21 protein-coding genes are annotated in these 24,236 nt (G+C 67.4%); 12 read left to right on the forward strand and 9 right to left on the reverse strand.

Features of this window, described 5'->3' with window-relative positions; translation table 11 throughout:
• Position 1: 1 nt before the first annotated feature.
• From EV656_RS13645 to EV656_RS13665, 5 genes are all read left to right on the forward strand, one after another.
• Positions 2-397, forward strand: coding sequence for an ectoine synthase (locus tag EV656_RS13645; protein ID WP_132605047.1), 396 nt, complete (start codon positions 2-4; stop codon positions 395-397).
• A gap of 45 nt (positions 398-442) precedes the next feature.
• Positions 443-1,882 carry an aspartate kinase gene (locus EV656_RS13650; RefSeq protein WP_132605049.1) on the forward strand — a complete coding sequence of 480 codons (1,440 nt, stop codon included), beginning with the start codon at positions 443-445 and terminating at the stop codon, positions 1,880-1,882.
• A gap of 263 nt (positions 1,883-2,145) precedes the next feature.
• Positions 2,146-3,357, forward strand: a complete 1,212-nt coding sequence (locus tag EV656_RS13655) for an ABC transporter substrate-binding protein (protein WP_132605051.1) — start codon at positions 2,146-2,148, stop codon at positions 3,355-3,357.
• A 3-nt stretch (positions 3,358-3,360) separates the two neighbouring features.
• Positions 3,361-5,046 carry an ABC transporter permease gene (locus EV656_RS13660; RefSeq protein ID WP_132605053.1) on the forward strand — a complete coding sequence of 562 codons (1,686 nt, stop codon included), beginning with the start codon at positions 3,361-3,363 and terminating at the stop codon, positions 5,044-5,046.
• On the forward strand, positions 5,043-5,678 hold the full coding sequence (locus tag EV656_RS13665; RefSeq protein WP_132605055.1) for an ATP-binding cassette domain-containing protein: 636 nt from the start codon (positions 5,043-5,045) through the stop codon (positions 5,676-5,678). Before EV656_RS13660 ends, EV656_RS13665 begins: the two co-directional genes overlap by 4 nt.
• On the opposite strand, the gene EV656_RS13670 is transcribed toward EV656_RS13665, so the two are convergent.
• The 4 genes from EV656_RS13670 to EV656_RS13685 all read right to left on the reverse strand — a co-directional run bounded on the left by EV656_RS13670 (position 5,675) and on the right by EV656_RS13685 (position 11,211).
• Positions 5,675-6,118, reverse strand: coding sequence for an ion channel (locus tag EV656_RS13670; protein WP_132605057.1), 444 nt, complete (start codon positions 6,116-6,118; stop codon positions 5,675-5,677). The genes EV656_RS13665 and EV656_RS13670 overlap by 4 nt on opposite strands.
• Before the next feature lie 41 nt (positions 6,119-6,159).
• A complete protein-coding gene (ppsA, locus tag EV656_RS13675) occupies positions 6,160-8,526 on the reverse strand; it encodes a phosphoenolpyruvate synthase (protein ID WP_132605059.1) in 2,367 nt (788 codons plus the stop codon).
• 95 nt (positions 8,527-8,621) lie between these two features.
• Complete coding sequence (locus EV656_RS13680; protein ID WP_132605061.1) at positions 8,622-9,818, reverse strand: acetate/propionate family kinase; 1,197 nt, start codon at positions 9,816-9,818, stop codon at positions 8,622-8,624.
• Between the two features lie 4 nt (positions 9,819-9,822).
• Positions 9,823-11,211, reverse strand: a complete 1,389-nt coding sequence (locus EV656_RS13685) for a bifunctional enoyl-CoA hydratase/phosphate acetyltransferase (protein ID WP_132605063.1) — start codon at positions 11,209-11,211, stop codon at positions 9,823-9,825.
• A gap of 246 nt (positions 11,212-11,457) precedes the next feature.
• Between EV656_RS13685 and EV656_RS13690 the strand changes: the two genes are divergently transcribed.
• The gene (locus EV656_RS13690; protein WP_132605065.1) at positions 11,458-13,221 is read left to right on the forward strand and encodes a hypothetical protein; all 1,764 of its coding nucleotides are present in this window, start codon (positions 11,458-11,460) and stop codon (positions 13,219-13,221) included.
• On the forward strand, positions 13,218-14,228 hold the full coding sequence (locus EV656_RS13695) for a hypothetical protein (protein ID WP_242468979.1): 1,011 nt from the start codon (positions 13,218-13,220) through the stop codon (positions 14,226-14,228). The genes EV656_RS13690 and EV656_RS13695 overlap by 4 nt, the downstream gene beginning before the upstream one ends.
• 201 nt (positions 14,229-14,429) lie before the next feature.
• Here EV656_RS13695 and EV656_RS13700 read toward each other — a convergent pair whose 3' ends face one another.
• Positions 14,430-16,160 carry a hypothetical protein gene (locus EV656_RS13700; RefSeq protein ID WP_132605067.1) on the reverse strand — a complete coding sequence of 577 codons (1,731 nt, stop codon included), beginning with the start codon at positions 16,158-16,160 and terminating at the stop codon, positions 14,430-14,432.
• A gap of 202 nt (positions 16,161-16,362) precedes the next feature.
• On the opposite strand from EV656_RS13700, the gene EV656_RS13705 reads away from it, so the two are divergent.
• Positions 16,363-17,754 (forward strand): phosphohexomutase domain-containing protein, encoded by a 1,392-nt coding sequence (locus EV656_RS13705; protein ID WP_132605069.1) that lies wholly within the window; start codon positions 16,363-16,365, stop codon positions 17,752-17,754.
• A 155-nt stretch (positions 17,755-17,909) separates the two neighbouring features.
• Complete coding sequence (locus tag EV656_RS13710; RefSeq protein WP_132605122.1) at positions 17,910-18,284, forward strand: acyl-CoA thioesterase; 375 nt, start codon at positions 17,910-17,912, stop codon at positions 18,282-18,284.
• A gap of 129 nt (positions 18,285-18,413) precedes the next feature.
• Here EV656_RS13710 and EV656_RS13715 read toward each other — a convergent pair whose 3' ends face one another.
• Together EV656_RS13715 and EV656_RS13720 are read right to left on the reverse strand one after the other, a co-directional pair.
• On the reverse strand, positions 18,414-19,082 hold the full coding sequence (locus EV656_RS13715; RefSeq protein ID WP_132605071.1) for an NYN domain-containing protein: 669 nt from the start codon (positions 19,080-19,082) through the stop codon (positions 18,414-18,416).
• Positions 19,083-19,186: 104 nt separating this feature from the next.
• Positions 19,187-19,426, reverse strand: coding sequence for an Lrp/AsnC ligand binding domain-containing protein (locus tag EV656_RS13720; protein WP_132605073.1), 240 nt, complete (start codon positions 19,424-19,426; stop codon positions 19,187-19,189).
• Positions 19,427-19,555: 129 nt separating this feature from the next.
• On the opposite strand from EV656_RS13720, the gene hisB reads away from it, so the two are divergent.
• Both hisB and hisH read left to right on the forward strand, forming a co-directional pair.
• Positions 19,556-20,143 carry an imidazoleglycerol-phosphate dehydratase HisB gene (gene hisB / locus EV656_RS13725; RefSeq protein ID WP_132605075.1) on the forward strand — a complete coding sequence of 196 codons (588 nt, stop codon included), beginning with the start codon at positions 19,556-19,558 and terminating at the stop codon, positions 20,141-20,143.
• 4 nt (positions 20,144-20,147) lie between these two features.
• A complete protein-coding gene (hisH, locus tag EV656_RS13730) occupies positions 20,148-20,786 on the forward strand; it encodes an imidazole glycerol phosphate synthase subunit HisH (protein ID WP_132605077.1) in 639 nt (212 codons plus the stop codon).
• 3 nt (positions 20,787-20,789) lie between these two features.
• Here hisH and EV656_RS13735 read toward each other — a convergent pair whose 3' ends face one another.
• Together EV656_RS13735 and EV656_RS13740 are read right to left on the reverse strand one after the other, a co-directional pair.
• The gene (locus EV656_RS13735; RefSeq protein ID WP_132605079.1) at positions 20,790-22,205 is read right to left on the reverse strand and encodes a 3-hydroxyacyl-CoA dehydrogenase NAD-binding domain-containing protein; all 1,416 of its coding nucleotides are present in this window, start codon (positions 22,203-22,205) and stop codon (positions 20,790-20,792) included.
• 154 nt (positions 22,206-22,359) lie between these two features.
• Positions 22,360-23,403 (reverse strand): aldo/keto reductase, encoded by a 1,044-nt coding sequence (locus tag EV656_RS13740; protein WP_132605081.1) that lies wholly within the window; start codon positions 23,401-23,403, stop codon positions 22,360-22,362.
• Between the two features lie 155 nt (positions 23,404-23,558).
• On the opposite strand from EV656_RS13740, the gene EV656_RS13745 reads away from it, so the two are divergent.
• The gene (locus EV656_RS13745; protein ID WP_132605083.1) at positions 23,559-24,170 is read left to right on the forward strand and encodes an ImuA family protein; all 612 of its coding nucleotides are present in this window, start codon (positions 23,559-23,561) and stop codon (positions 24,168-24,170) included.
• Positions 24,171-24,236 lie beyond the last annotated feature (66 nt).

Raw genomic sequence — 24,236 nt, forward strand, 5'->3', positions numbered from 1 at the left:
AATGATCGTACGTGACTTCAACAAGCTGAAAGACACCAACCGCGCCGTGTCGGACGCACAGTGGACCAGCGTGCGGATGCTGCTGGCCGATGACGGGATGGGCTTTTCCTTCCACATCACCACGCTTTACGCGGGCAGCGAACACACGTTCCACTACAAGCACCACTTCGAAAGCGTCTATTGCATCTCGGGCAAGGGCGCGATCACCGACCTGGCCACCGGCGAAACGTTCGAGATCACGCCGGGCGTGATGTACGCGCTGGACCAGCATGACAAGCACACGATCCGCGCCGACGAAGACCTGGTGATGGCGTGCTGCTTCAACCCGCCCGTGACCGGTAACGAGGTCCACCGCGAGGACGGCTCTTACGCGCCGCCCGCGAGTGCGGCGGAATAAATTTACCCAAAAGGGGCGCGCGCGGGGCCAACCCGCGTGCGGAACATGACAGTGACCAAGCGACACCATACCGTCGAGAAAATCGGCGGCACGTCGATGAGCCGCGTCCATGAACTGGCGGAAACGCTGTTCATCGGCGACCGCGAAGGCACCGACCTGTATAACCGGATCTTCGTGGTCTCGGCCTTTGGCGGCATTACCAACCTGCTGCTGGAACACAAGAAATCCGGCGAGCCGGGGGTTTATGCCCTGTTTTCCAATGCCGATAACGACCAGGGCTGGTCGGATGCGCTGAACACCGTGGCCGAGGCGATGCGCAAGGCCCATGAGGGCGTTCTGAACCACCCCGCCGACCGCGCCAGCGCCGACGATTTCGTGCGCGAGCGGATCGAGGGGGCGCGCTCCTGCCTGATCGACCTGCAGCGGCTGTGCTCTTACGGGCATTTCCGCCTGTCCAGCCATATGGCGGTGATCCGCGAACTGCTTTCCGGCCTGGGTGAGGCGCATTCAGCCTTCGTCACCGCACTGATGCTGCGTCGGCAGGGCGTCGATGCACGCTTCGTCGATCTGTCGGGCTGGCGCGACGAGGACAGCTATACGCTGGAGGAACGCATCGTCGCCGGGCTGCGCGACGTGGATGTCAGCCGCGAAATGCCCATCGTCACGGGGTACGCCCAGTGCACCGAAGGATTGATGCGGGAATTCGACCGCGGCTATTCCGAGGTCACGTTTTCCAAGATCGCCGCGCTGACCGGCGCGGCCGAGGCGATCATTCACAAGGAATTCCACCTGTCCTCGGCCGACCCGAAGCTGGTGGGCGAGGAAAACGTGGTCAAGCTGGGGCACACCAATTACGACGTGGCCGACCAGCTGTCGAACATGGGGATGGAGGCCGTGCACCCCAAGGCTGCCAAGATGCTGCGCCAGGCGGGCATTCCCCTGCGCGTGACCAACGCGTTCGAGCCGCATGACCCCGGCACCCTGATCGACGAGGCAGAGGCCGAAACCCGCCGCGTGGAAATGGTCACCGGCCTGGGCGTCTACGCGCTGGAGCTGTTCGAACAGGACATGGTGGGGGTCAAAGGCTATGACACCGCGATCCTGGAGGTGCTGACGCGGCACAACGTACGGATCGTGGCAAAGACCTCGAACGCGAACACCATCACGCATTACCTGGACGCGCCGCTGAAATCCGTCCGCCGGGTCGAAAGCGACCTGGAAAAGATCTACCCCGGCGCCACGCTCAAGGCGCGCAACCTGGCCGTCGTGTCGGCCATCGGGCGCGATCTGTCCGGGCTGAAGGTTCTGTCGCGCGGCCTGGCCGCGCTGGAAACCGCCGGGATCGAGCCGGTGGCGGTACAGCAGACCACCCGCGACGTGGACGCGCAATTCGTCGTGCCCCGCGACCGCATGGACGAAGCGATCCGCGCCCTGCATGGAGTACTGGTCGAGGAAAAGCGCCAACGCCCGCGCCTGGCGGCGTAAGGGCGGCGCAGAACTGAACGGGGAGGCCCTGCCGCACGGCGGGGCCTTTTCATTCGGCGGGGCCGCTCCCGCCCCCGGCCGGCGCGGGCAAGCCCGCTTGTCCGGCGTTGGGTTGGGCGCGCCCGCAAGCGGGCGCGCGCCTCCGGCGGGGGTATTTGAACCAAGAAGAAGGCCAGGATCACGCGGAATTTTCCCTGCGGTATTTCCCGAAGGCCGGTTCCCTTGGCATAAGGAGGAAAACAATTCTCCAGGGAGACCCGAAAATGACGCTGATCGCCCGCCTTGCCGCGCTGGCCGCCCTGCTTGCCCCCCCCGCCGCCCTGGCCGAACCTGACCCGGCCGACTGGGATGCCGTCCTGGCCGAGGCGCGCGGGCAGACGGTCTACTGGAACGCTTGGGGCGGGGCGACGGCGACCAATGCCTTCATCCGCTGGGCGGGCGATACGGTGGAGGCGCGGTTCGGCGTTACGGTCGAGCATGTGAAGCTGTCGGACACGGGCGACGCGGTTTCCCGTGTGCTGGCCGAGAAGACGGCCGGCAAGGACACGGGCGGCGCGATCGACCTGATCTGGATCAACGGCGCCAATTTCGCCGCGATGAAGGAAGCGGGGCTGCTGTTCGGCCCCTGGGCGGAGGAGCTGCCGAACTGGCGCTATGTCGACGTGGCGGGCAAACCGGCGGTGACATCCGATTTCACCGTACCCACCGAGGGGCTGGAGGCCCCCTGGGCCATGGCGCAGGTGGTGTTCTATCACGACACCGCCCGCCTGCCCGACCCGCCGCGCACCATGGCGGCGCTGCTAGACTGGGCGCGGGCGCATCCGGGTCGCTTCACCTTTCCGCAGCCGCCCGATTTCCTGGGGTCGACCTTTTTGAAACAGGCGCTTTACGGGGTGGTGGACGACCCCGATCTGCTGCAACAGCCCGTGGAGATGGCGGATTACGCGGCTGTGACAGCGCCGCTTTGGGTCTTTCTGGACGAACTGACCCCGCAGTTGTGGCGGTCGGGGCGGGCCTATCCGCAGACCGGGCCGCGGCAGATCCAGTTGATGGCCGATGGCGAGATCGACCTGGCGATCTCTTTCAGCCCCGGAGAGGCCTCTACCGCGATCGCGAACGGGCAATTGCCCGACACGGTGCGGACCTATGTGCTGGAGGGGGGCACCATCGGCAATGCCAGTTTCGTGGCGATCCCCTATAACGCCACGGCCAAGGCCGGCGCGATGGTGCTGGCCGATTTCCTGCTGTCGCCCGAGGCACAGGCCCGCGCGCAGGACCCGGACGTTCTGGGCTATGGCACCGTGCTGGCGATGGACAAGCTGTCGGAGGCGGACCGCGCGCGCTTCGCCGCGCTGGATCTGGGCATCGCAACGCTGAGCCCCGAGGACCTGGGCCCCGCCCTGCCCGAGCCGCACCCCAGCTGGATGACCCGCCTACAGGACGACTGGATCGCGCGCTATGGCGTGGCCGACTGAGCGATGCGCCCGCTGCGCGCGGCCCCCGCGCTGACGCTGATCCTGATGCTGGGGCCGGTGGCGGCCGGTCTGCTGGGCACGCTGGCCCCGGCACTGGGCGTTCTGCCCGCACTGGGGGGCGTGCGGCCCGGGCTGACGCCGTTCGACACGCTGCTGCACTGGCCCGGATTACCGCGCGCGGTGGGGCTGTCGCTGGGCACGGGGCTGGCGGCAACCGCAATATCGCTGGCGGTGGTCGTGCTGTTTGTCGCGGGCTGGCAGGGCGGCCGCGCGATGCGGGGCTTGGAACGGCTGCTTGCCCCGCTTTTGTCGGTGCCCCATGCGGCCGCGGCCTTTGGCATTGCCTTCCTGATCGCGCCCTCGGGGTGGGTGGCGCGGGCATTGTCCCCATGGGCCACGGGCTGGGACCGCCCCCCGGACCTGCTGATCGTGCAGGATCCTTGGGGCGTGGCCATGGTGGCCGGGCTGGTCGCCAAGGAGGTACCGTTCCTGCTGTTGATGACGCTGGCCGCCCTGCCCCAGGCCCGGCCGGTCCAGCGGATGGGCGTGGCGCGTGCCCTGGGCTATGGCCCTGTCACGGGTTGGCTGAAGGCCGTGTTCCCGGCGGTCTATGCCCAGATCCGCCTGCCGGTCTACGCGGTGCTGGCCTATTCGATGTCGGTGGTGGACGTGGCCATCATCCTGGGCCCCAACACGCCGCCGCCCCTGGCCGTACAGGTGGTGCGCTGGATGGCGGACCCGGACCTTTCGATGCGCTTCACCGCCTCGGCGGGGGCGGTGCTGCAACTGGTGCTGGTGGTCGGTGCGCTGGCCCTGTGGCATCTGGGCGAGCGGTTGGCGGGCGCCACAGGCCGACGCTGGGCCACAGGCGGGGCACGGCGCCATGGCGACGGCGCGCTAAGGGCACTGGGGCTAGGCGCCGTCACGCTGGCCGGGCTGGCGGTGGTGGCGGGGCTGGCCGGGCTGGCGGTCTGGTCAGTGGCCGGGTTCTGGGCCTTTCCCGACGCGCTGCCCGGCGGGCTGAGCTTGCGTCACTGGGGGGCGCAGGCGCCTGCCCTGGCCGACACGGCGGGGCGCACGGTCTGGATCGCGGGGGCGGCAACGGCGCTGGCGATGGCATTGGTGCTGGCCTGCCTGGAGGCCGAGCACCGCTTTGGCCTGACCCCCGGGGCGCGCAGTCTGTGGCTGCTATATGCGCCGCTGCTGGTGCCGCAGGTGGCCTTTCTGCCCGGGGTGCAGACCCTTGCGCTGATGGGCGGGGTCAATGTCGGTATGGGCGCGGTGATCCTGGGCCACCTGGTGTTCGTGTTGCCCTATGTCTTTCTGTCGCTCGCCGCGCCATGGCGGGCTTGGGATCGGCGATACGCCACGGTGGCCGCGGCCCTGGGGGCGGGGCCTGGGCGGATCTTCTGGACGGTGCGCCTGCCAATGCTGGCGGCACCCGTACTGACGGCGGCAGCGGTAGGATTTGCAGTGTCGGTCGGGCAATACCTGCCCACGCTGCTGATCGGCGGCGGGCGGGTGCAGACCCTGACGACCGAGGCGGTGGCGCTGGCCTCGGGCGGGGATCGACGGGTCATCGGGGTGACCGCGCTGATGCAGACGGGGGTTGTGGTGCTGGGCTTTGCCCTGGCGCTGGCACTGCCCCGGGTCATCGCACGCAATCGACGGGGGCTGCGGCCGGAATGAGCGCACAATTGCACCTGGACAACCTACAGATCACCTGCAACGGCGCCCCGCTGGTCGCGCTGGACGCCACCGTGCACGCCGGAGAGGTGCTGAGCGTCATGGGCCCCTCGGGCATCGGCAAATCCACCCTGCTGGCCGCAGTGATGGGCACGCTGCCCCCCGGTTTCGCAATGACCGGGCGCATCCGGCTGAACGGCCAGGACATCACCCACCTGCCGCCGGAAAAACGACGCGTCGGCATCCTGTACCAAGAGGAACTGCTGTTTCCCCATCTCAGCGTCGCGGGCAACCTGGCCTTTGCCCTGCCGCGCCACCTGAGGGGGCGCAACAAACGGCGGGCGCATGTCGACGCCGCCCTGGAACAGATCGGACTGGCAGGCTTTGGCCCGCGCGACCCGGCCACGCTGTCGGGCGGGCAAAAGGCGCGCGTCGCGTTGATGCGGATGCTGCTGGCAGAGCCGCGCGCCCTGCTGCTGGACGAACCCTTTTCGCGGCTGGATGCGGCGTTGCGCGGCCAGATCCGGCAGTTGGTTTTCGACCGGGCGCGGGCGCAGGGATTGCCGGTGTTGCTGGTCACCCATGACGCCGCGGATGCGCAGGCCGCCGGGGGGCCGGTGGTGGAGCTGGGCTAACGTTCGTCCACCATGCCGCGCACCTGTTCGGACCGCACCCGGCGCAGGATTTCCACCATCAGCGCGGTGTATAGCCCGATATTCAGCAGCCCGTTGGCCGCGGCCATGCCGCCCAGGATGCGCCATTCAATCGGCAGCAGGATATCGCCGAACCCCAGCGTGGTGAACGCCACAAGCGAAAAGTAGGCCGCCGGTTCAAGGGTCTGGAACACCCCCACCCCGACAAAGGCCAGCGCCCAGATCCAGACAGAGGCCGTCATCACCCCCAGCACCATCAGCACCGCAGCGATCAGCACCAGCGCCAGCTTCGGCGGGTGCGGGCGGCGGATCAGCCACGGGTTGGCAAGCGTCACCAGCGTTTCGGCCAGCCAGAACGCCCCGGCCGCGATCAAGATCGTGGCCAGGATCAGGCCGGTGCCGATTCCGATTTGCAGCAACATGGCCTTTGTGTCGCCGGAAACCGCGCTGCCGTCCAGCCCGCTCAGCCCTCGGCCGCTGCCACGTTACGCTTGACCGACAGGAAACTGTCGGGCGTGACCGAAATCGTGTCGATGCCATAGCCCACCAGCAACCGCGCAAAATCCGGGTCGTTCGACGGCGCCTGTCCGCAGAACCCGACCTTGGCGCCGACCGCATGGGCGCGCTCGATCACCGAGCGGATCATCCATTGCACCGCCGCGTTACGCTCATCGAACAGGGACGCCAGTTCGCCCGAGTCCCGGTCCACGCCCAGGGTCAGCTGGGTCAGGTCGTTCGACCCGATGGAAAACCCGTCGAACCGCTTGGCGAATTCCTCGGCCAGGATCACGTTAGAGGGCACCTCGCACATCACATAGACCTGCAACCCGTTTTCCCCGCGCCGCAGACCGTTTGCCGCCATGACCTCAAGCACGCGGTCGGCCTCTTCGGGGGTTCGGCAGAACGGGATCATCACGACCACATTGTCAAATCCCATCCGTTCCCGCAGGTGCCGGATCGCCTGGCATTCCAGCGCGAACCCCGGCCCATAGGCGTCGGAGTAGTAGCGCGAGGCGCCGCGAAACCCGATCATGGGGTTTTCTTCCTGCGGCTCGAACCCGCGCCCGCCCAGCAGATCGGCATATTCGTTGGTCTTGAAATCGCTCATCCGCACGATCACCGGCTCAGGATAGCTGACGGCGGCGATCCGGCTGAGGCCCATCGCCAGCTTTTCCACGAAGAACCGCTTCTTGTCGGCATACCCGGCGGTCAGCGCATCGATCTGCTCGCGCGTCTCGTCGTCCAGCGTCTCGGGGTGGATCAGCGCCATCGGGTGCGCCTTGATCGCGTTGTTCACCACGAATTCCATCCGCGCCAGCCCCACGCCGCCCGCGGGCAGTCGCCACCAGCGCAGCGCAGCCGAGGGGTTGGCCATGTTCAGCATCACCCGCGTTCTGGTCGCGGGCATCTCGGACAGCGCGATGTCCTCAACCTCGTAATCCGAAATGCCTTGGTAGACGAAACCAGTCTCACCCTCGGCGCAGGAAACCGTCACCTCTTGTTCGTCATGCAGGATATGGGTGGCGTTTCCCGTACCCACGATGGCCGGCAACCCCAGTTCGCGGCTGACGATGGCCGCATGGCTGGTCCGGCCGCCATGATCCGTCACAATGGCGGCGGCGCGTTTCATGATCGGCACCCAATCGGGATCGGTGATCGAGGTAACCAGGATCGCGCCGTCTATGAAACGGTCGATATCGCGCGCGCTTTCGATCACACAGACCGGGCCGGTGGCAATCGCGCCGCCCACCGACAGGCCGGTCAGCAATTCCTTGCCCTTCGTTTTCAGGGTGTAACTGCGAAAGGCCGCGGCATCGGCGCGCGACTGCACCGTTTCGGGCCGAGCCTGCACGATGAACAATTCGCCCGTATCCCCGTCGCGCGCCCATTCCATATCCATCGGGCAGCCATAATGCCGTTCGATGGTGGCGGCCATGCGGGCAAGCTCCAGGATCTCGGCATCCGACAGGACAAAGCGGCCCCGCTCGGCGCGCGAGGTCGGCACGTTGCGGGTTGATCGCCCGTCGCGGCCGTAGATCATCTTCTTTTCCTTGGCGCCCAGGCTTTTTTCCAGGATCGGCATCAGGTCGGGCCGGTCTAGGAAGGGCTTGTAGACCTGGTATTCATCCGGCGTCACCGCGCCCTGCACCACGTTTTCACCCAGCCCCCAGGCGGCGTTGATCAGCACCATGTCCGGATAGCCGGTTTCCGTATCCAAAGAGAACATCACGCCAGACCCGCCGGTGTCGGACCGCACCATTTGCTGCACCCCGATGGACAGCGCCACCTTGGCGTGATCGAACCCCTTGAGTCGGCGATAGGTGATCGCCCGATCGGTGAAGAGCGAGGCAAAGCAGCGTCGGCAGGCGGCCAGCAATGCCTCTGGCCCCTGCACGTTCAGATAGGTTTCCTGCTGGCCTGCGAAACTGGCGTCCGGCAGATCCTCGGCGGTGGCCGAGGACCGCACCGCGACCGACACGTTTTCAACCCCGGCCCTGTCCGACAACTGGGCATAGGCGTCCCGGATCTGGGCCAGGATGTCGTCGGGCCAATGCCCCTCGCGGATCATCTTGCGGATGGCGGCGCCCGCCTCGGCCAATTCGATCCGGTGGCTGTCCAGCGCGGCCAACGTATCCGCGATGCGCGCGTTCAGATCGTTGTGGTCCAGATAGGCGCGGTAGGCATCGGCGGTGGTGGCAAAGCCGCCCGGCACCTTGATCCCCTGCCCAGCCAGGGTGGCCACCATTTCCCCCAGCGAGGCGTTCTTGCCCCCCACGGTCGCCACATCGCCGCGGCGCAGGTCTCCGAACCATTTCACGAAATCGCCCATCTGCACTCCTCCCATCGCGTCTGGGTTGTTCCGTGCAAGGCTAGGCACAGGGCGCATCGCCCTGCGTTGATCCGTATCAAGGCCGGGTGGGCCGCTCAGCCGGCCCCGGCCAGGCTGTCGCGCGCGGCCCGTGCGATCACGATTTCCTCGTTCGTGGGGATCACCAGGATGCGCACCCGGCTAAGGTCGGTGGAAATGATCCGCTCGCCCCGCAGGTTACGGCCGGTGTCCAGTTCCATCCCGATCCAGCCCATGCCCTCGCAGACCTTTTCGCGGATATGGGCCGAGTTTTCGCCGATCCCCCCGCAAAAGACCAAGGTGCTGATCCCACCAAGGGCCGCAGCCAGCGCGCCCAGTTCACGGCGGATGCGGAACACGAAATAGTCGATCGCCTCGCGCGCGGGTTCGGTGCCCGCGGCCTCCAGCGTGCGCATGTCGTTGGACAGGCCCGACAGGCCCAAAAGGCCGGACTGGCGATACAGCACATCCTCGATTTCCTTGGGCGTCATCCCCTCGTTCATCAGCATGTACAGCAGAACGCCGGGGTCCAGCTGCCCGCAGCGGCTGCCCATCGGCAACCCGTCCAGCGCCGAGAACCCCATCGAGGACGCAACCGAACGCCCGCCCATCAGCGCGCACATCGAGGCGCCATTGCCCAGATGCGCGACGATGGTCCGGCCCGAATGCAGGTGCGGCGCCGTCTTTTCCAGCGTTTCCGAAATGTATTGATAGCTGAGCCCATGAAACCCGTAACGCCGCACGCCCTGGTCGTAGAACTTGCGCGGAATCGCGAAGGTGTCGTTGACCCAAGGGTGATGCCGGTGAAAGGCCGTGTCGAAACAGGCCACCTGGATGGCGTCGGGAAACAGCTCCAGCGCGGCGCGCGCGCCTGACAGGTTGTGTGGCTGGTGCAGGGGGGCCAACGGCTCGAACTGGGCCAGGCGGTCCATCACCGGCGGTGTCAGGCGGGTGGGTTCCGCGTAATCGGGGCCGCCATGGACGACGCGGTGGCCCACCGCCGCAAGCCGCGCATCGGGGCGCTGTTCGCGCAGGAAGTCCACCACGCGGGCAAGCGCGGTGCCATGATCGGGCACATGATTGCGCCCGTATTCCTGGTCCAGTAGCACCTGCCCGTCGGCGCCCTTGGCCTTGATATGGGCGCGTTCCCCCTGCCCGATCCGTTCCACCAGGCCCAGGATGCGCGACTGCGGTTCGCCCTGCAGATCGCCCAGTTCGAAAAACCCGAATTTCAGCGAGGACGACCCCGCATTCAGTGTCAGTGCGTGGGGCATGGGCCTAGCTCCGTCCACTCAGGCGGGCATCGTGCAGTGCTGCCACCGCGCAAGAGGCCAGCCGCGCCATGTCATCGTCCGAGCGCGAGTTCAGGATGATCGGTACCCGCGCACCCATCACCACGCCAGCCCCCTCGGCATGGCTGATATAGGCCAGTTGCTTGGCCAGCATGTTGCCCGAATCGAGGTTCGGCACCACCAGCACCTCGGCCCGGCCCGCCACCTGCGAGGTGATCCCCTTGGTCCGCGCGGCCGAGATGTCCACGGCGTTGTCCATCGCCAGCGGCCCGTCCACCATACCGCCGGTGATCTGGCCGCGTTCGGCCATCTTGGACAACAGCGCCGCATCCAGAGAGGACGGGATATCAGGGTTCACGGTTTCCACCGCCGACAGCACCCCAACCTTGGGCACCTCTATCCCCAGGGAAATCGCCAGGTCGATGGCATTCTGACAGATGTCCAACTTGGTGCGCAGATCGGGCGCGATGTTAATCGCCGCGTCCGTGACCAGCAGCGGATGCGGCACCCCCGGCACGTCCATCACAAAGACATGGGTCAGCCGGCGCCCGGCGCGCAGGCCGTTTTCCTTGCGCAGCACCGCCTTCAGCATCACGTCGGTGTGCAGATGCCCCTTCATCAGCGCGGCCGCCCGCCCCTCGGCCACCAGATCGACGGCAAGATTGGCCGCCCTTGCATGATCCGGCGCATCCACGATCTCGATCCCGTCCAGCACGGCGCCCAGCTCGGCTGCCGCGGCGGCGATCTTGGCGGCGTTCCCGATCAGGATCGGCGCGATGATCGTATGCCGCGCCCCCAGCAGCGCGCCGCCCAGCGATTTCGGCTCTTCGGGGGCGATCACGGCGGTCGGCAGCGGCGCCAGCGGCTCGGCCCGTTCGATCAGCGCGTCGAAATGGCGGTGCCGTTCGATCAGCAGGCCGGGGATTTCCAGATCCTCGAACACCATCTTGCGCGGTGGCGTCTGCACCTCGGCCTCGCCGGTCAGGATCACCGCACCGTCGGATTTGCGGATAACCTCGGTCGCCATGATCAGCCCATTGGGCGGGCACTTTTCGGTCACGGTCACCCGCGCCACCAGTTCGTCGCCCGCATGGGCGCGCTCCTTGAACACAAAGTTCTGCGCCCGGTACAGCGTCCCCGCCCCCGGCAGCACGTTGCCGATCGCCGCCGAGACCAGCGAACCCACCCACAGCGCGGGGGCGATCGCCTCTTGCCGGCCATCGCCATCGCCATCATGGCGGGCAAGGTGCATCGGGTTGTGATTGCCCGAGGCCGTGGCAAACACGTAGAAATCATCCTCGGTGCAGACCCGCACGATCTCGGCCGTATCGCCTGGCGCGATCTCTTCGAAGGTGCGGTTTTCCTCGATCCTCATCCCGATTCTTCCTTTCGTCGGTCATAGATGCGACCCATCCGCTGCACGGGTCGGGCCGCCTTGGCGCGGGCCTAGCATGCGGGAACGACAGCGCGGTAACAACGCCCCGCCCACGCAATGCGCACGCAAACGGTCACCGCGCGCCCTGCCCCGGAAAACTGTTGCGGTTCTGATCGCGCCAAGGCTACGTTTCCCGTGACTGGGATGTCTCCGCGCGCTGCGCGGGACGGGAAACGATTTGTTGGCATGATGCTTTCGCAGATTTCTTTTTCGCGGATCACGATCCGGGCAATAGCGGCTGGCCTGGTGGCAGGTCTGGCCTTGGGCAGCACCGCCGCCGGGGCAGCACAATCCATCGGGCGGCCCGGGGCGGTGCAACTGGCATTGCAGAATGCCGCCGCGCTGGAGGTCCGCTCAAAATCCATCATGGAGTTGCAGGTCTTTCGCAACGCCCAGACCGCGACCGGGCCGGGCGGATTGCGGCTGCGTCTGGTCTCGACCAAGCCGTCCACCAACGCCTGGTTCTTGCTGGAGGTAACCCAGCCCGGCATCGGGCGCGACACCTACCACCTGGAAAACACCGACCCGCACCATGTCACCGTCGGGCTGACGCCGGGGCCGAACCCCGCCCTGTCGCTAAGCGTGGAGGGCACCGAACACCTGTGCCGCCCCTGGTCCGGCGATGATGCGCTGGCCGCGGCGCGGGCCGAGGGCCTGCCCTACATGCCGGTCTGCAACGGACGGCTCAGCCTGCGCAACCCCGCCTCCGGCGCCCGCTCCAACCTGGAACGGACGGCCGAATTCCTGCGTGACAACGTTTCCTTCGGCGAATCGCTGGTCGGCTTCGTCAAAAGCACGCTTTACAAGGACAAGTACCTGGAAAGCGGGGATGTCCTGGATACGGACGAGGCCGGGCGCGTGGCCGAACGGCTGGGGCGGGCACAGCTGGCCGACTACCCGGTGATGTATACGACCATGGCCTTTGACCTGGTCGGCGGCAGCACCGACCGGATGCAGATGGGCGCCTGGTACGCCGTCGCGGGGGCGCCGGGCATCTATGCCAGCGCGATGCAACCGCGGATGATCCACCCCGACATCCTGAACCGCCGGGGCGAGGTCAACTGGCTGGACGGGGTCGAAAGCCGGGCGGATGTCTACCTTGTCGGATTTGACATGTCGCAATTCGAGATCGGCTATGAAATCGGGACCGAGCATCCCCGCCTGGGCTGGTCGTCGCGCCCCTCGGGCGCGGGGCGCAACCACCGCATTCCCTGCCCCGACGGGTTCAACCGCCCAGCCCCCCTGGCAATGACCGGGATGCTGAACCCCGCCCATGCCAATCGCGCCGCCGCCACCTTTACCGGCGGGTTCAAGCGCGACCACGGCGCCTTTCGCTTCGGACCCAAGGCCACGACGAATTACGGGCACCATTACGGCTTTGTGGTGCATGGCACGGTGCTCAGCCGGCTGCATCCCGACCTGGCCACGTTCTACGTGCTGAATGACGGCACCATCGGCATGAAGACCTGGACCGAGGCCGACAACGCCACGCTGGGTGACATCCGGTTCGCCCGGCAGAACGGCGTCGCCCTGATCGAGGACGGCACCCCCGGCCCCCTGGTCACCAGTTGGGGCGGCGGCAACTGGTCCGGCTCGGCCAATGCCGACCTGCGCACCCTGCGCGCGGGCGCCTGCCTGAAACAAGAGGGCGACATACCCTTCCTCATGTATGCGTGGTTCTCGACCGCGACGCCCTCGGCGATGGCGCGCACGTTTCAGGCCTATGGGTGCGACTATGCCATGCTGCTGGACATGAACGCGCTGGAACACACCTACATGGCGCTTTACACCCCCGACGGTCAGGGCGGCATCGATCAGCGGCACCTTGTGTCGGGCATGGCCCGGATCGACGCCCGCCGCCGCGACGGCAGCCGCATTCCCCGCTTTATCGGTTATCCGGACAACCGCGATTTCTTTTACCTGTTGCGTAAAGAGGAGGACGGGACATGACCCACCCGCTGAAGGCGGTGGCGCTGGCTGCGGCCTGCATTCTGCCGCTGGCCCAGCCGGTCGCCGCCCAAAGCCTGGCCGAAGCCAACGCCCAGCTGTTCGACGAGTTGCGCAGCGTCCGTGGCGTCAGCGGCGCGCGGCTGGAACGGATCAAGGCGATCTTCGCCCGCTCGGGGTTTATGGGTCAGGGCAATCCCGCCATCACCCGCCACGCCATGAGCCGCGCCGAATGCAACGCGCGCGCGGGCGGCAACGCGGTTGCTGCCTATTCCAACCGCCAGTTCGAGCGGATCTGCGGCGCGAAATTCATGGCACCGCTTTACGATCCCCGCACCCAACGCCCCGAGGATGCCACCGCCTGCATCGACCAGTTCGAATACCCCAACATCCCGTGCACCTACCCGGTGGTCTGGGTCAAGGCCAAGGAGGCGGCCGAGATCTGCGCCGCCGAGGGCAAGCGCCTGTGCGACGCCCATGAATGGGAGGGCGCCTGCGCGGGCGCCCTGACCCCGCCCGACTACCGCTTCGACTTGGCCGCCGGGATGTCGGCCAGCGGCGCGGTCAACCGGATGCGCGCGGCACATAACGCGAAATACGCGCCCTCCAAGCAGTGGAGCTATGGCGCCAATTTCCGCCGCGGCGTGTGCGCCCAGGACAGCGTGAAAAGCCCGACCTGCCCCGGCGGCGGCTTTCGCAATTGCGGCTCTAACACCTATCCGACGGGGGCCTTCAGCGGCTGCACCAGCCCGTTGAAGGTCTACGACATCAACGGCAACGCGGCCGAGCACATGAACCTGCCGCTATCGCCCGACCAGATGACCAGCCGCGGCAGCACCTCGCTGGGTGTGACCGAGATGAAGGGATCGTGGTTCATCTGGGACAAGTATCAGGCCCATCCCGACTGGTGCCGCTGGCGCGCGCCCTACTGGCACGGCAGCCGGGTGATGAGCCCAGGCAGCCACGAGAATTACCACCTCGGGTTCCGTTGCTGCAAGACCGTCAGGTAAGAACCTGAAAAGAAGTATTATTTCCAAGATCAAGGGCGCCTTATGGCGCCCTTTTTCATTTCTGGGCGAATGGATAAAGCGGTAAGAAACCAGATCAGGATCGACCGACAACTATCTGCTTTAAATAGAAAATACTTCGCGCAGGGAATGGAAAAGGGGCGCCCTGATGGCGCCCCTTCCCCGCACTCACAAAGGCCCGGATCAGCGATACAGCGAGGCCAGTAACCGTTCCGGCGCCGGGATCGGCCCCTCATCCGACAAAAGCCCGGCATAGGCCTGGTTGGCCAGCAGGTCGGACAGCGGCACCGCACGGCCATCGACATAGGCCGTCTGGCTGACCAGCCGCACGCCATGGCTGTAATCCGCGTAGAGCGCGCCATGCACCGTCGACAAGGGCTGGATCGGACGCCCGTTAGGGCGGTGCCACCCATAGATCGCCACCCGGCCCGGATTCTGACGCAGGCGGTTGGTCAGCACCAGGTCCTTCTTCTGGCCCGCGGTCAGCACACCGGCGCGGCCGCCGGTCTGGGCGTCCACCGTCTGGTTATGCCGCCAGAAATAATCCATCGAGGTCATCTGCGCGCCCGGCGTCATCGGACGGGGCGACAGGCGCAGACCTGCCTGCTCAAAGATCGCATCCACCATCCGCGTCGTCGGCAGCAGGAAGCCGAAGCGATCGGCGATCTGCGCCGCAGCGGGCAGGCCCATCGGAACGCGGATGAAATCGCTGTCAGACCCAAGCGCCAGGTAATCCGGGGTGACACAGATCGTCACCTCGATCGGCTGACCATCGGCGCGGCGGCCGGCCACGGTCACCGGGGTCAGCTTGCGCAGAAAGGAGGGCATGTTGCCCGACAGCATTTGCTGGGCAATCAGACGGTCGCGATCCGCACCCGGCAGCCCGTCCATGCGCGCGGCCAGTGCCTGTCCGCCGGGCGCGCCGCGCGGACGGCGCGGGATGCCACGGGTCAGCGCCGAGGAACAGGCCCCCGAGGCCTGGCGGCGCACCATCGCCGACGGGGCCAGGGCCACGGGCGTTACGCGGGCCGGGGCGGCGGCAGGTTGCGCAGCGGGCGCAGCGGCGGTTTTCACGACCGGCGCCGGTTCCGCGCTGCGGCGGATCATGGCGACGCGCTGCACCAGCGCCTGCGGCCGGGCATTGGGCCGTGGCGAGCGGTCCAGACCAGGCGCGGCAAGGGGCGTTTCGGCCATCGCTATTGCCTCCTCGTCGGGCTGGGGCGCCTGCGCCAGCTTGCGATCCGACGGCATGACACCCGCGGGTCGGGCGACGGGGCCACGCGGGGCGGCGGCCCTGCGGGGGGCGACACCCTCGGGCCGGGCGGCGGGGCGAAGATCGGCCACCGCAACCTTACGCGGGTCCGGCGTGTCGGCAGCCATGTCGGGCCGGGCCACCGGGCGCACATCATCGGCCGAGGCCATGGCGACCGCCCCGCTTTGCGCGGCATCATCCACCGGCATTGCACGGGCGCCGCTCAGCGGGCGTTCGACGGGCCGCAGCCCGGCCAGCGGGTGCAGATCGCCCGGGCGCGCGGGCGGCATCGCCGCAGGCTGCCCCGCGAAAAGCGACATGCCGCCGGGCAAACGGGTGCCCTCGGCACTGGGGCGGTACAGCGCGGTCCGCAGGTCCAGCGCGTCCTCGCGCACATGCGCCAGGGCGGCAAGCTGGGGGGCAGCATCGGCCAGCCCGCGCAGCGACAGCCGCGCCACGGGCGCCTCGGCAGCCGGAACGGCCGGGGCGGATTCACTGACCGCCGCCACGCGCGCACCCGGCGCGGACAGCATTCCAGCGGCCGGGGCCGGGGCGTCCGAAGGGACCAGCATCACGGCAAGACCCGTCGTGAACAGCGTAACCGCGGCAATCGCGGCCACGCCTGCAGGGCGCAGGCCCCGGTGATAGAATTTCTGTGACATGTCGAATCCTTTAGCCGCATCGCCGTGACCTCACAAGCTGGCGCAACGCCCTTGCCGGGCGGTGAATCGCCGACGGGCGGAAAACCGCTGATTGCACGGCTGCATCGGCAGCCCACCGCGCAGGTTTCCACGGCCGCGCGGGTCTTGCGCCACTGGGGCGATCATGGACGTATGCGCCCGTCGGATTCGCGAGGAGAACGCAATGCAAACGCAGCACGGGCCGTTGAGCATCGATTGCTTCAAGGCCTACGATATTCGCGGCCGTCTGGGGGAAACGCTGGACGCCCCCATCGCCCGGCGCATCGCCCGCGCCTTTGCAGAGGTTCTGAACGCCCGGCGCGTGGTGCTGGGGCGGGATTGCCGGGCCTCTTCGCAGGAACTGGCCGATGCGGTGACAGAGGGGCTGACCGCCGCGGGCGCCGAGGTTCTGGATCTGGGCCTGTCGGGCACCGAAGAGATGTATTTCGCCACAACGCATCTGGGGGCGGATGGCGGGATCACGGTCACGGCCTCGCACAACCCGATGGATTACAACGGGATGAAAATGGTCAAGGCGGGCTCGGCGCCGCTGGGGTCCGAAAGCGGCCTGGCGGAAATCCGGCGCGTGGCCGAGGCGGGCGATTTCGGCCCGGACCGCCCCGGCGGCTGCGTGACGGATGCAAGCGGCAGCCGCGCCGCCTATGTCCAGCAAGTGCTGTCTTTCGTGGATGTCGACGCGCTGCGGCCGCTGAAGATCCTGGTTAACGCCGGCAACGGCGCGGCCGGGCCGACATTCGATACCATCGCGGCGGAACTGGCGGCGCGGGGCGCGCCGCTCAGCTTCGAACGCATGCACCACACCCCCGACGAGCGCTTTCCCAACGGCATTCCCAACCCCCTGCTGCCCGAAAACCAGCCGGTGACGGCCCAGGCCGTGGTGGACAGCGGCGCCGACATGGGCGTGGCCTGGGACGGGGATTTCGACCGCTGCTTCCTGTTCGATCACACCGGCGCCTTCGTTCCGGGGGAATACGTTGTGAGCCTGCTGGCCGATATCTTCCTGACCAAGGAGCCGGGCGCAACGATCATCTATGACGCGCGCGTGATCTGGAACACGCAGGATGTCGTTGCAGGGGCCGGCGGGAACGCGGTCGCCTCGCGCACGGGGCACGCCTTTCTGAAACAGGCGCTGCGCGACACCGGCGCGGTCTATGGCGGGGAAATGTCGGCGCATCACTATTTCCGCGACTTCATGTGCTGCGACAGCGGGATGATCCCCTGGCTGCTGGTGGCCGAACTGATGGGGCGGCGCGGCGCCAGCCTGGCCGATCTGCTGGCCGAACGCCGACGCGCCTATCCCTCTTCGGGCGAGATCAATTTCCGCCTGCGCGATCCCGCCGCCGCCATCGCCGCGGTCGAGGCGCGCTTTGCCCCCCAGGCCCGCTCGATCGACCGGCTGGACGGGCTGAGCCTGGCCTTCGACGACTGGCGCTTCAACCTGCGCAGTTCCAACACCGAACCCGTGGTGCGCCTGAATGTCGAGGCGCGCGGGGACGCGGCGCTGGTCGAGCGCGGCGTGGCCGCGGTTAGAGATATCCTGGACGCCACGGGCTGAGCGAAACAAGGTCACACCCCGGCCCCTGATGCGCCCCGCGGCTTGGCGGGGCGCGGGCGGCAGGCTATAGGGCAGCGGTCAAGCATCCGCAGCAGGAGTTCCGCGTGCCCGACCTGACCCCCGAATACGGCGAACCCGTCATCCGCACCATCGCCATGCCCGCCGACACCAACCCCGCCGGCGATATCTTCGGCGGCTGGCTGATGTCGCAGATGGACCTGGCCGCGGGCAACGTGGCGGCGCGGGTATCGCGCGGACGGGCGGCCACCATCGCCGTGGACGAGATGGAGTTCCACAAGCCGGTGCAGGTCGGCGACGAGGTGACGCTTTACGCCCGGCTGCTGAAGGTGGGGCGCAGTTCCATGCGGATCGAGGTGCGCGCCTGGCACCGCCCCCGCTGCCAGGAATGGACCGAACAGGTGACGCGCGGCGTCTTTACCTTCGTGGCCATCGACGCGGACGGCAAGGCCCGCCCCGTGCCGCGGGACAGCGACGCAGTGCAGGCGCTGGACGCTGCAGCCCAGGGCTGAGGCCGCTGATCGCCTGGCCGTAGGGCAGGTGAAACCCACCACCTTGGCCCGCATTTCGGGCGGTGGGTTGGCACCCACCCTAGCCCAACGGCCGCACCGCCTTCCTGGCCCCGTTGGCATTCCACCGCTTCAGGCCGCGTTGCCAAAACCTTGCGGCCGGAACCTGACCTTGGCCTCGGGGCCACGGGGGTCGAGATCATAAAGCTGCGGGCGGGCCAAAAGGTAGGCCCGCCAATTGCCTTCGGGATAGGTGCTGATCCGGGTGCCATGCTGGGCAAACATCCTGCCTGAGAGCTGGGATATCTGCATTCCCGTGCCCTTCTTGCTATTGGCTGCAATCATTGCACGGATTTTCCGGTCAAATTCGGAAACCGGTACGGCCGGTTCTTTCGGCATCGCACTGCTGCCGATTTCGACGAAGGTGCAACAGGCGCTGCGAAACGCCTCTGGCGTCTTTGCCTCGCCGAACCCATTGACGGACTTGCCATACTCGCGCAGGCGGTGAGCCAGATGGGTGAAATCCTTGTCCGAACTCGCGATGAAGAATGTCCCTATCCCGCCCACAAGCGCCAATTCCATCGCGTCTATCGACAGCAATAGGTCAGCCGCGTTCTTGCCTGTGCCCGCATGGATAAGACGGTACCCCACCGCATCGTGCCAGCCAGAGTTGCGTTGCGCATCGGCATAGACCCGGACGACATCGGGCACGCCTTTTGCGCGGGCCGCTTTCAGTATCGTGGCGCCATGGGCGCCGCTGACATTGTCGCCATCAACCAGAACCGCCGTTCGAACGGCCATCACATGCCCCGCTACCAGAAACCATTCCTGGTCAACCTCGGCGGGAAATATGGCGGAAGTTCAGCCGCTTGATAGCATTAACATGACTGAGGCAGCCAAGCCCCTCAGAACGCGTTGAAGGTCAGCGTCGTCAGGGAACGGTCGATGTTGGGAATATCCAGCAGCTTTTCGTTGATGAACTTGCCCACATCCTGATCCTTGGGGATGTAAAGTTTCATCAGCAGGTCGTATTCGCCGCTGGTCGAATACAGTTCCGAATGGATTTCGCGCAGCACGATTTCCTCGGCCACCTCGTAGGTCTTGCCCGGGCGGCAGCGCAGTTGCACGAAGACACAGGTGGTCATGGGGCGGCTCCTTTGCTCGGTTGGGCGCAAACCTAAGCGCCCCGCCCCGCCCCGGCAAGCGGCAAAACCCGGCTTGGAGCGCGCCGCGCCACGGTGTAAGCAGCACGGGCGAGGACAACGGAGGCCCCCATGCGGACGGCAAGCATCACGCGCAAGACAGCGGAAACCGACATCTCGGTCGAGGTGGCCCTGGACGGCACCGGCGCCTATGACATGGCGACCGGCGTGGGGTTCTTCGACCACATGCTGGACCAACTGGCGCGCCACTCGCTGATCGACATGAAAATCCGCTGCGCGGGTGACACCCATATCGACGACCACCACAGCGTCGAGGATGTGGGCATCGCGCTTGGCCAGGCGCTGGCCCAGGCCCTGGGCGACAAGCGGGGCATCCGACGCTATGGGGCGTACCTGCTGCCGATGGACGATGCGCTGGTGCGCTGCGCGCTGGACCTGTCGGGCCGGCCCTATCTGGTGTGGAACGTGGATTTCCCCACCGCCAAGATCGGCAGCTTCGACACCGAACTGGTGCGCGAGTTCTTTCAGGCGCTGTCCACCCATGGCGGGATCACCCTGCATGTGGATGCGATCCACGGGATCAACAGCCACCACATCGCAGAGGCTGCGTTCAAATCCGTCGCCCGCGCCCTGCGCGAGGCGGTGGAAACCGATCCGCGCAAGGCGGATGCGATCCCGTCCACCAAGGGGGCGTTGTGAACCGATGCTGACCGCCATCGTCGATTACGAATCCGGCAATCTGCACTCGGCGCAAAAGGCGTTCGAGCGCATCGCGCGCGAGGAAGACGCGGGGCTGGTGATCGTCACCGCCGACCCCGACACCGTGCGCGAGGCCGACCGCATCGTGCTGCCCGGCGACGGGGCCTTTCCCGCCTGCCGCCGGGCGCTGTTCGACCATAGCGGTCTGTTCGAGGCGATCGAAGAGGCCGTCATCACCGGGGCCCGCCCCTTCATGGGCATCTGCATCGGCATGCAGATGATGGCCTCGCGCGGGCTGGAATACCAGGAAACCCCCGGTTTCGACTGGATCGGCGGCGAGGTGGTGCGCATCGCGCCCAGCGATGCGTCGCTGAAGGTGCCGCATATGGGCTGGAACGACCTGGTGATCGATACTCCCCACCCACTACTGGACGGTATCGCGACGGGCGATCACGCCTATTTCGTGCATTCCTACCAGTTCCGCGTCACCGATCCGGCGCATCTGCTGGCCCATTGCGACTATGGCGGGCCGGTTACGGCCATCGTCGGGCGCGACACCATGATCGGCACCCAGTTCCACCCGGAAAAAAGCCAGGCGACCGGCCTGCGCCTGATCGCCAATTTCCTGAACTGGCGCCCCTGACGCCTAGCCCGGACGTTGCCCCACGGCGCGGCCCACCCCCTCGGGCCGCGGCAGGGCGGCATGGGCCTCGGCGATCTCGCCCAGCCGTTGGGCGATCTGCGGCGCGGGCGGCGCGGTGCGACGGCTCTCCAGGCTGACATGCAGCAGCAGGTGTTCGCCCGTCGCCAGCAACCTGTCGCCTGCATACATCTGGTGGAACAGGTGCATCTTCTTGCCTGCGCCGTCCAGGCAGGTGGTTTCCACCCGGAACCGCGCACCGGCATGCACCTCGGCGATGTGGCGGATATGGGTTTCCACGGTGAAATAGCTGCCGCCGGTGGCGATATAGGCCGCATCGCAACCGATGATTTCCATAAAGCGGTCGGTCGCATCGGCAAAGGCGTAGAGATACCGCGACTCGGTCATGTGGCCGTTGTAGTCGGTCCAGTCCAGCGGCACGGCACGGTCCTGCGTGACGATCGGCCGGGTGATATCGCCGGGCGGAAGATCCCGCGCGACATCCAATGCGGCCAGATGCGCGCCCGCCCCCTGCCCGGTCCATTTCAGCGCGCGCAGAATACCGACCAGATCGGTATCGCGCGCCCGCGTGCGCGCGGCGGCATCGTCGGGGGCAGCGGCCAAGAGGGCCTGCGCGATGCCCTCGTCCATGGCCGGAAGGGCCGGCAGATGATCGCCCAAACCGGGCTGCGCAGTGGCCTGCGCGGCCTCTGCCCCGGCCAGCGCACAGGTTTCGGCCGGTCCCATCTGCGCCCAAAGCGGCCCCAGACCATCACGTATCGCCGCGTCGATCTCGGTCGTGCTGGCGCGCCCTTCCTTCAGCAGCCACAGCGCCTCGCGCCACAGGGCAGCGGACAGGCGGGCGGACACGCGGCCCGCCCCCGCGGCCGTCTGTGTCTGCGGGGCCATGCCGATCCCTGTCAGAACCTCCCGCGCGCGGTCCAGCGCCCCCTGCGGCGCGTCGGGCGCGGCAACAAGTTCGACCAGCGGCACCAGATAGACCGGCACCTGCGGATGCGCGATCAGAACGGAGAGCGGGCGCGCGCCCGGCCCGCTAAGATCCTCGGGCGACAGGGTGCTGCTGGACGACGCGACGATGGCCCCGTCCGCGCAATGTTCCTGCACCTTCTGAAGCAGCGCGCGTTTCAGGTCCAAACGCTCGGGCACGCTTTCCTGCACCCAATCGGCGCCGGTCACGGCCTGGGAAATCGTCGGAACGATCTCGACGCGTCCCTCTGGGGGCAGCGGCGTATCGTGCAGCCCCGGCAAGGCGCGGCGCGCGCGCGCCAGTTCGTCCTCCAGCCGCTCTGCCGTGGCCGGGTCCGGGTCGAACACGCGGACCGCCCAGCCCATCAGGGCAAACCGCGCCGCCCAACCGACGCCGGTCTGCCCGGCCCCCAGGATCGCCACGACCCCGGTCATGCGGTCTTTGCCCCGCAGCTCTCGATATCAGGCGACATCGCTCCCCCACTCGCGCATATGGGGATAATGCCGCGTGATCCCCGACCGGCAAGCCCTGGGCCATCGCTGGGGCCAAGGCGCGGGCGCGGCGTGCCCGCGATGCAACGCCCGCGTGTCAAAACGGCATCGGATGCGCCTTGTGCAGCGCGGCGATATCGGCCAGCACAGCATCGGACAGCGTCAGATCCGCCGCGCCCAGGACGGTGTCCAGCTGCGCGGTAGAGGTCGCCCCGATGATCGGCACCACCGGGAAGGGCCGCTGCGCGACGAAAGCGATCGCCATCTGCACCGGGTCCAGGCCATGTTCGTTGGCAACCCCAAGATAGCCCGAGATCGCCTCCCACACACGGGGGGTGATGCGCCCGCCCAGATCGGCCACGCGCGACCGGCGCGTGCCCTCGGGCGTGACATCGCCTGCGTATTTGCCCGACAACAGACCGGCGGCCAGCGGCGTATAGGCCAGCAGCGTGACATCCTCGTTCACGCCCAGTTCCGCGAGGTCGGTGTCATACAGACGGCAGAGCAGCGAGTATTCGTTCTGGATCGACTGGGCGCGCGGCAGGTTCCGTTCCTCGGCCAGGCGCAGCCATTGGGCGGTGCCCCAGGCGGTTTCGTTGGACAGGCCGAAATGGCGGATCTTGCCCTCTTTCACCAGCGCGTCCAGCGTTTCCAGGCATTCGACCATATGCGCCAGCGTTTCATCCCGGTTCTGGGCAGAGGCGTCGTAATTCCAGTTCTGACGGAAATGATACGACCCGCGATTGGGCCAGTGGAACTGGTAGAGGTCAATGTAATCGGTCTTCAGCCGCCGCAGCGATCCCTCGACCGCGTCGCGGATCGTGTCGGGGTGAATGCCGCGCCCCTCGCGCACGAAACCGCCGTTGTCACCAGAGATCTTGGTGGCCAGGATCCATTCGTCCCGGCGGCCGGTCCTGGCGAACCACTCGCCGATGATCTCTTCGGTGCGGCCCACGGTTTCGGCCCTGACGGGGGCGACGGGGTACATCTCGGCGGTATCCATGAAATCGACGCCGCGGTCCCGCGCCATGTCGATCTGGGCGTGGCCCTCTTCCATCGTGTTCTGGCTGCCCCAGGTCATGGTGCCCAGGCACAGCGCCGATACTTCGAGGCCGGTGCGGCCCAGCGTGACTTTCCGCATGGTGTTTCCCTGATGTCTTGGTTCCGGGGCAGACTTATCGGCTGAGGCGCGTGGGACAACCCCCCGGACAGCGAAAGCCGTCATGCGAAACCGATCCGCCGCGTGGGCGGCATCGATGAATTGAGAACATTTGCAGAACATTTTACCCTGTGGCCATGACCGCCCCGATTCTGAACCGCGCCCCCTACCGCGACCGCCCGGCCCTGCCCCTGCTGGACGGGATCGCGCTGCCGCTGGCCCGCACGCATGAATTCTGCGGCCCCGCACGGCACATGCTGGCGCTGCTGGCCGCGCGCGCCCTGTCCGGGCCGGTGATCTGGATCGCACCCGCCTGGGGCAGCGGACAGCTTTACCCCGATGCGGTGGCCGCATGGGTGGCGCCGGGACGGCTGATCTGCGTCACGCCCCGGCAAACCGCGGATTTGCTGTGGTGCATGGAAGAGGCGCTGCGCAGCGGGGCGTTGCCGCTGGTGGTGGCCGACCTGCCCTGCCCGCCCGCGCTGACGCCGGTGCGCCGGCTGCACCTGGCCGCCGAGGCCGGGGCCGGCACGGGCCGGGCGGCGCCGCTGGGCCTGATCCTGACGCCCGGCGCGGGGGGTGCGGCGGGGGTGGAAAGCCGCTGGCACATGGCCCCGCGCCATACCCGCGGCACGACCGAATGGCACCTGGAACGCCGCCGCGCCCGGATGGCCCCGCCGCGTGCATGGACCCTGCGGGCCGAGGGGCGGCAGCTGGCCCTGCACCCGACAGCGCGGCACCCCGCCTGACCGCCGAACCGCCCGAAATCGTCGCGCCGATGTCGCTATTTGTGGTGCCCGGCCCGCGCCATGGCG

It is taken from the genome of Rhodovulum adriaticum (genome assembly GCF_004345735.1).
GTDB lineage: Bacteria > Pseudomonadota > Alphaproteobacteria > Rhodobacterales > Rhodobacteraceae > Rhodovulum > Rhodovulum adriaticum.

Excerpts from the sequence above, each read along its gene's own strand:
- EV656_RS13710 (WP_132605122.1), top strand. The coding sequence starts at position 17,910 with ATGCCCGCCGACACCAACCCCGCCGGCGATATCTTCGGCGGCTGGCTG.
- ppsA (WP_132605059.1), bottom strand. The coding sequence starts at position 8,526 with ATGGGCGATTTCGTGAAATGGTTCGGAGACCTGCGCCGCGGCGATGTG.
- EV656_RS13665 (WP_132605055.1), top strand. The coding sequence starts at position 5,043 with ATGAGCGCACAATTGCACCTGGACAACCTACAGATCACCTGCAACGGC.
- EV656_RS13695 (WP_242468979.1), top strand. The coding sequence starts at position 13,218 with ATGACCCACCCGCTGAAGGCGGTGGCGCTGGCTGCGGCCTGCATTCTG.
- EV656_RS13745 (WP_132605083.1), top strand. The coding sequence starts at position 23,559 with ATGACCGCCCCGATTCTGAACCGCGCCCCCTACCGCGACCGCCCGGCC.
- EV656_RS13660 (WP_132605053.1), top strand. The coding sequence starts at position 3,361 with ATGCGCCCGCTGCGCGCGGCCCCCGCGCTGACGCTGATCCTGATGCTG.
- EV656_RS13680 (WP_132605061.1), bottom strand. The coding sequence starts at position 9,818 with ATGCCCCACGCACTGACACTGAATGCGGGGTCGTCCTCGCTGAAATTC.
- EV656_RS13645 (WP_132605047.1), top strand. The coding sequence starts at position 2 with ATGATCGTACGTGACTTCAACAAGCTGAAAGACACCAACCGCGCCGTG.
- EV656_RS13685 (WP_132605063.1), bottom strand. The coding sequence starts at position 11,211 with ATGAGGATCGAGGAAAACCGCACCTTCGAAGAGATCGCGCCAGGCGAT.
- EV656_RS13740 (WP_132605081.1), bottom strand. The coding sequence starts at position 23,403 with ATGCGGAAAGTCACGCTGGGCCGCACCGGCCTCGAAGTATCGGCGCTG.
- EV656_RS13715 (WP_132605071.1), bottom strand. The coding sequence starts at position 19,082 with ATGGCCGTTCGAACGGCGGTTCTGGTTGATGGCGACAATGTCAGCGGC.
- EV656_RS13655 (WP_132605051.1), top strand. The coding sequence starts at position 2,146 with ATGACGCTGATCGCCCGCCTTGCCGCGCTGGCCGCCCTGCTTGCCCCC.
- EV656_RS13735 (WP_132605079.1), bottom strand. The coding sequence starts at position 22,205 with ATGACCGGGGTCGTGGCGATCCTGGGGGCCGGGCAGACCGGCGTCGGT.
- EV656_RS13705 (WP_132605069.1), top strand. The coding sequence starts at position 16,363 with ATGCAAACGCAGCACGGGCCGTTGAGCATCGATTGCTTCAAGGCCTAC.
- hisH (WP_132605077.1), top strand. The coding sequence starts at position 20,148 with ATGCTGACCGCCATCGTCGATTACGAATCCGGCAATCTGCACTCGGCG.
- EV656_RS13650 (WP_132605049.1), top strand. The coding sequence starts at position 443 with ATGACAGTGACCAAGCGACACCATACCGTCGAGAAAATCGGCGGCACG.
- EV656_RS13670 (WP_132605057.1), bottom strand. The coding sequence starts at position 6,118 with ATGTTGCTGCAAATCGGAATCGGCACCGGCCTGATCCTGGCCACGATC.
- hisB (WP_132605075.1), top strand. The coding sequence starts at position 19,556 with ATGCGGACGGCAAGCATCACGCGCAAGACAGCGGAAACCGACATCTCG.
- EV656_RS13720 (WP_132605073.1), bottom strand. The coding sequence starts at position 19,426 with ATGACCACCTGTGTCTTCGTGCAACTGCGCTGCCGCCCGGGCAAGACC.
- EV656_RS13690 (WP_132605065.1), top strand. The coding sequence starts at position 11,458 with ATGATGCTTTCGCAGATTTCTTTTTCGCGGATCACGATCCGGGCAATA.
- EV656_RS13700 (WP_132605067.1), bottom strand. The coding sequence starts at position 16,160 with ATGTCACAGAAATTCTATCACCGGGGCCTGCGCCCTGCAGGCGTGGCC.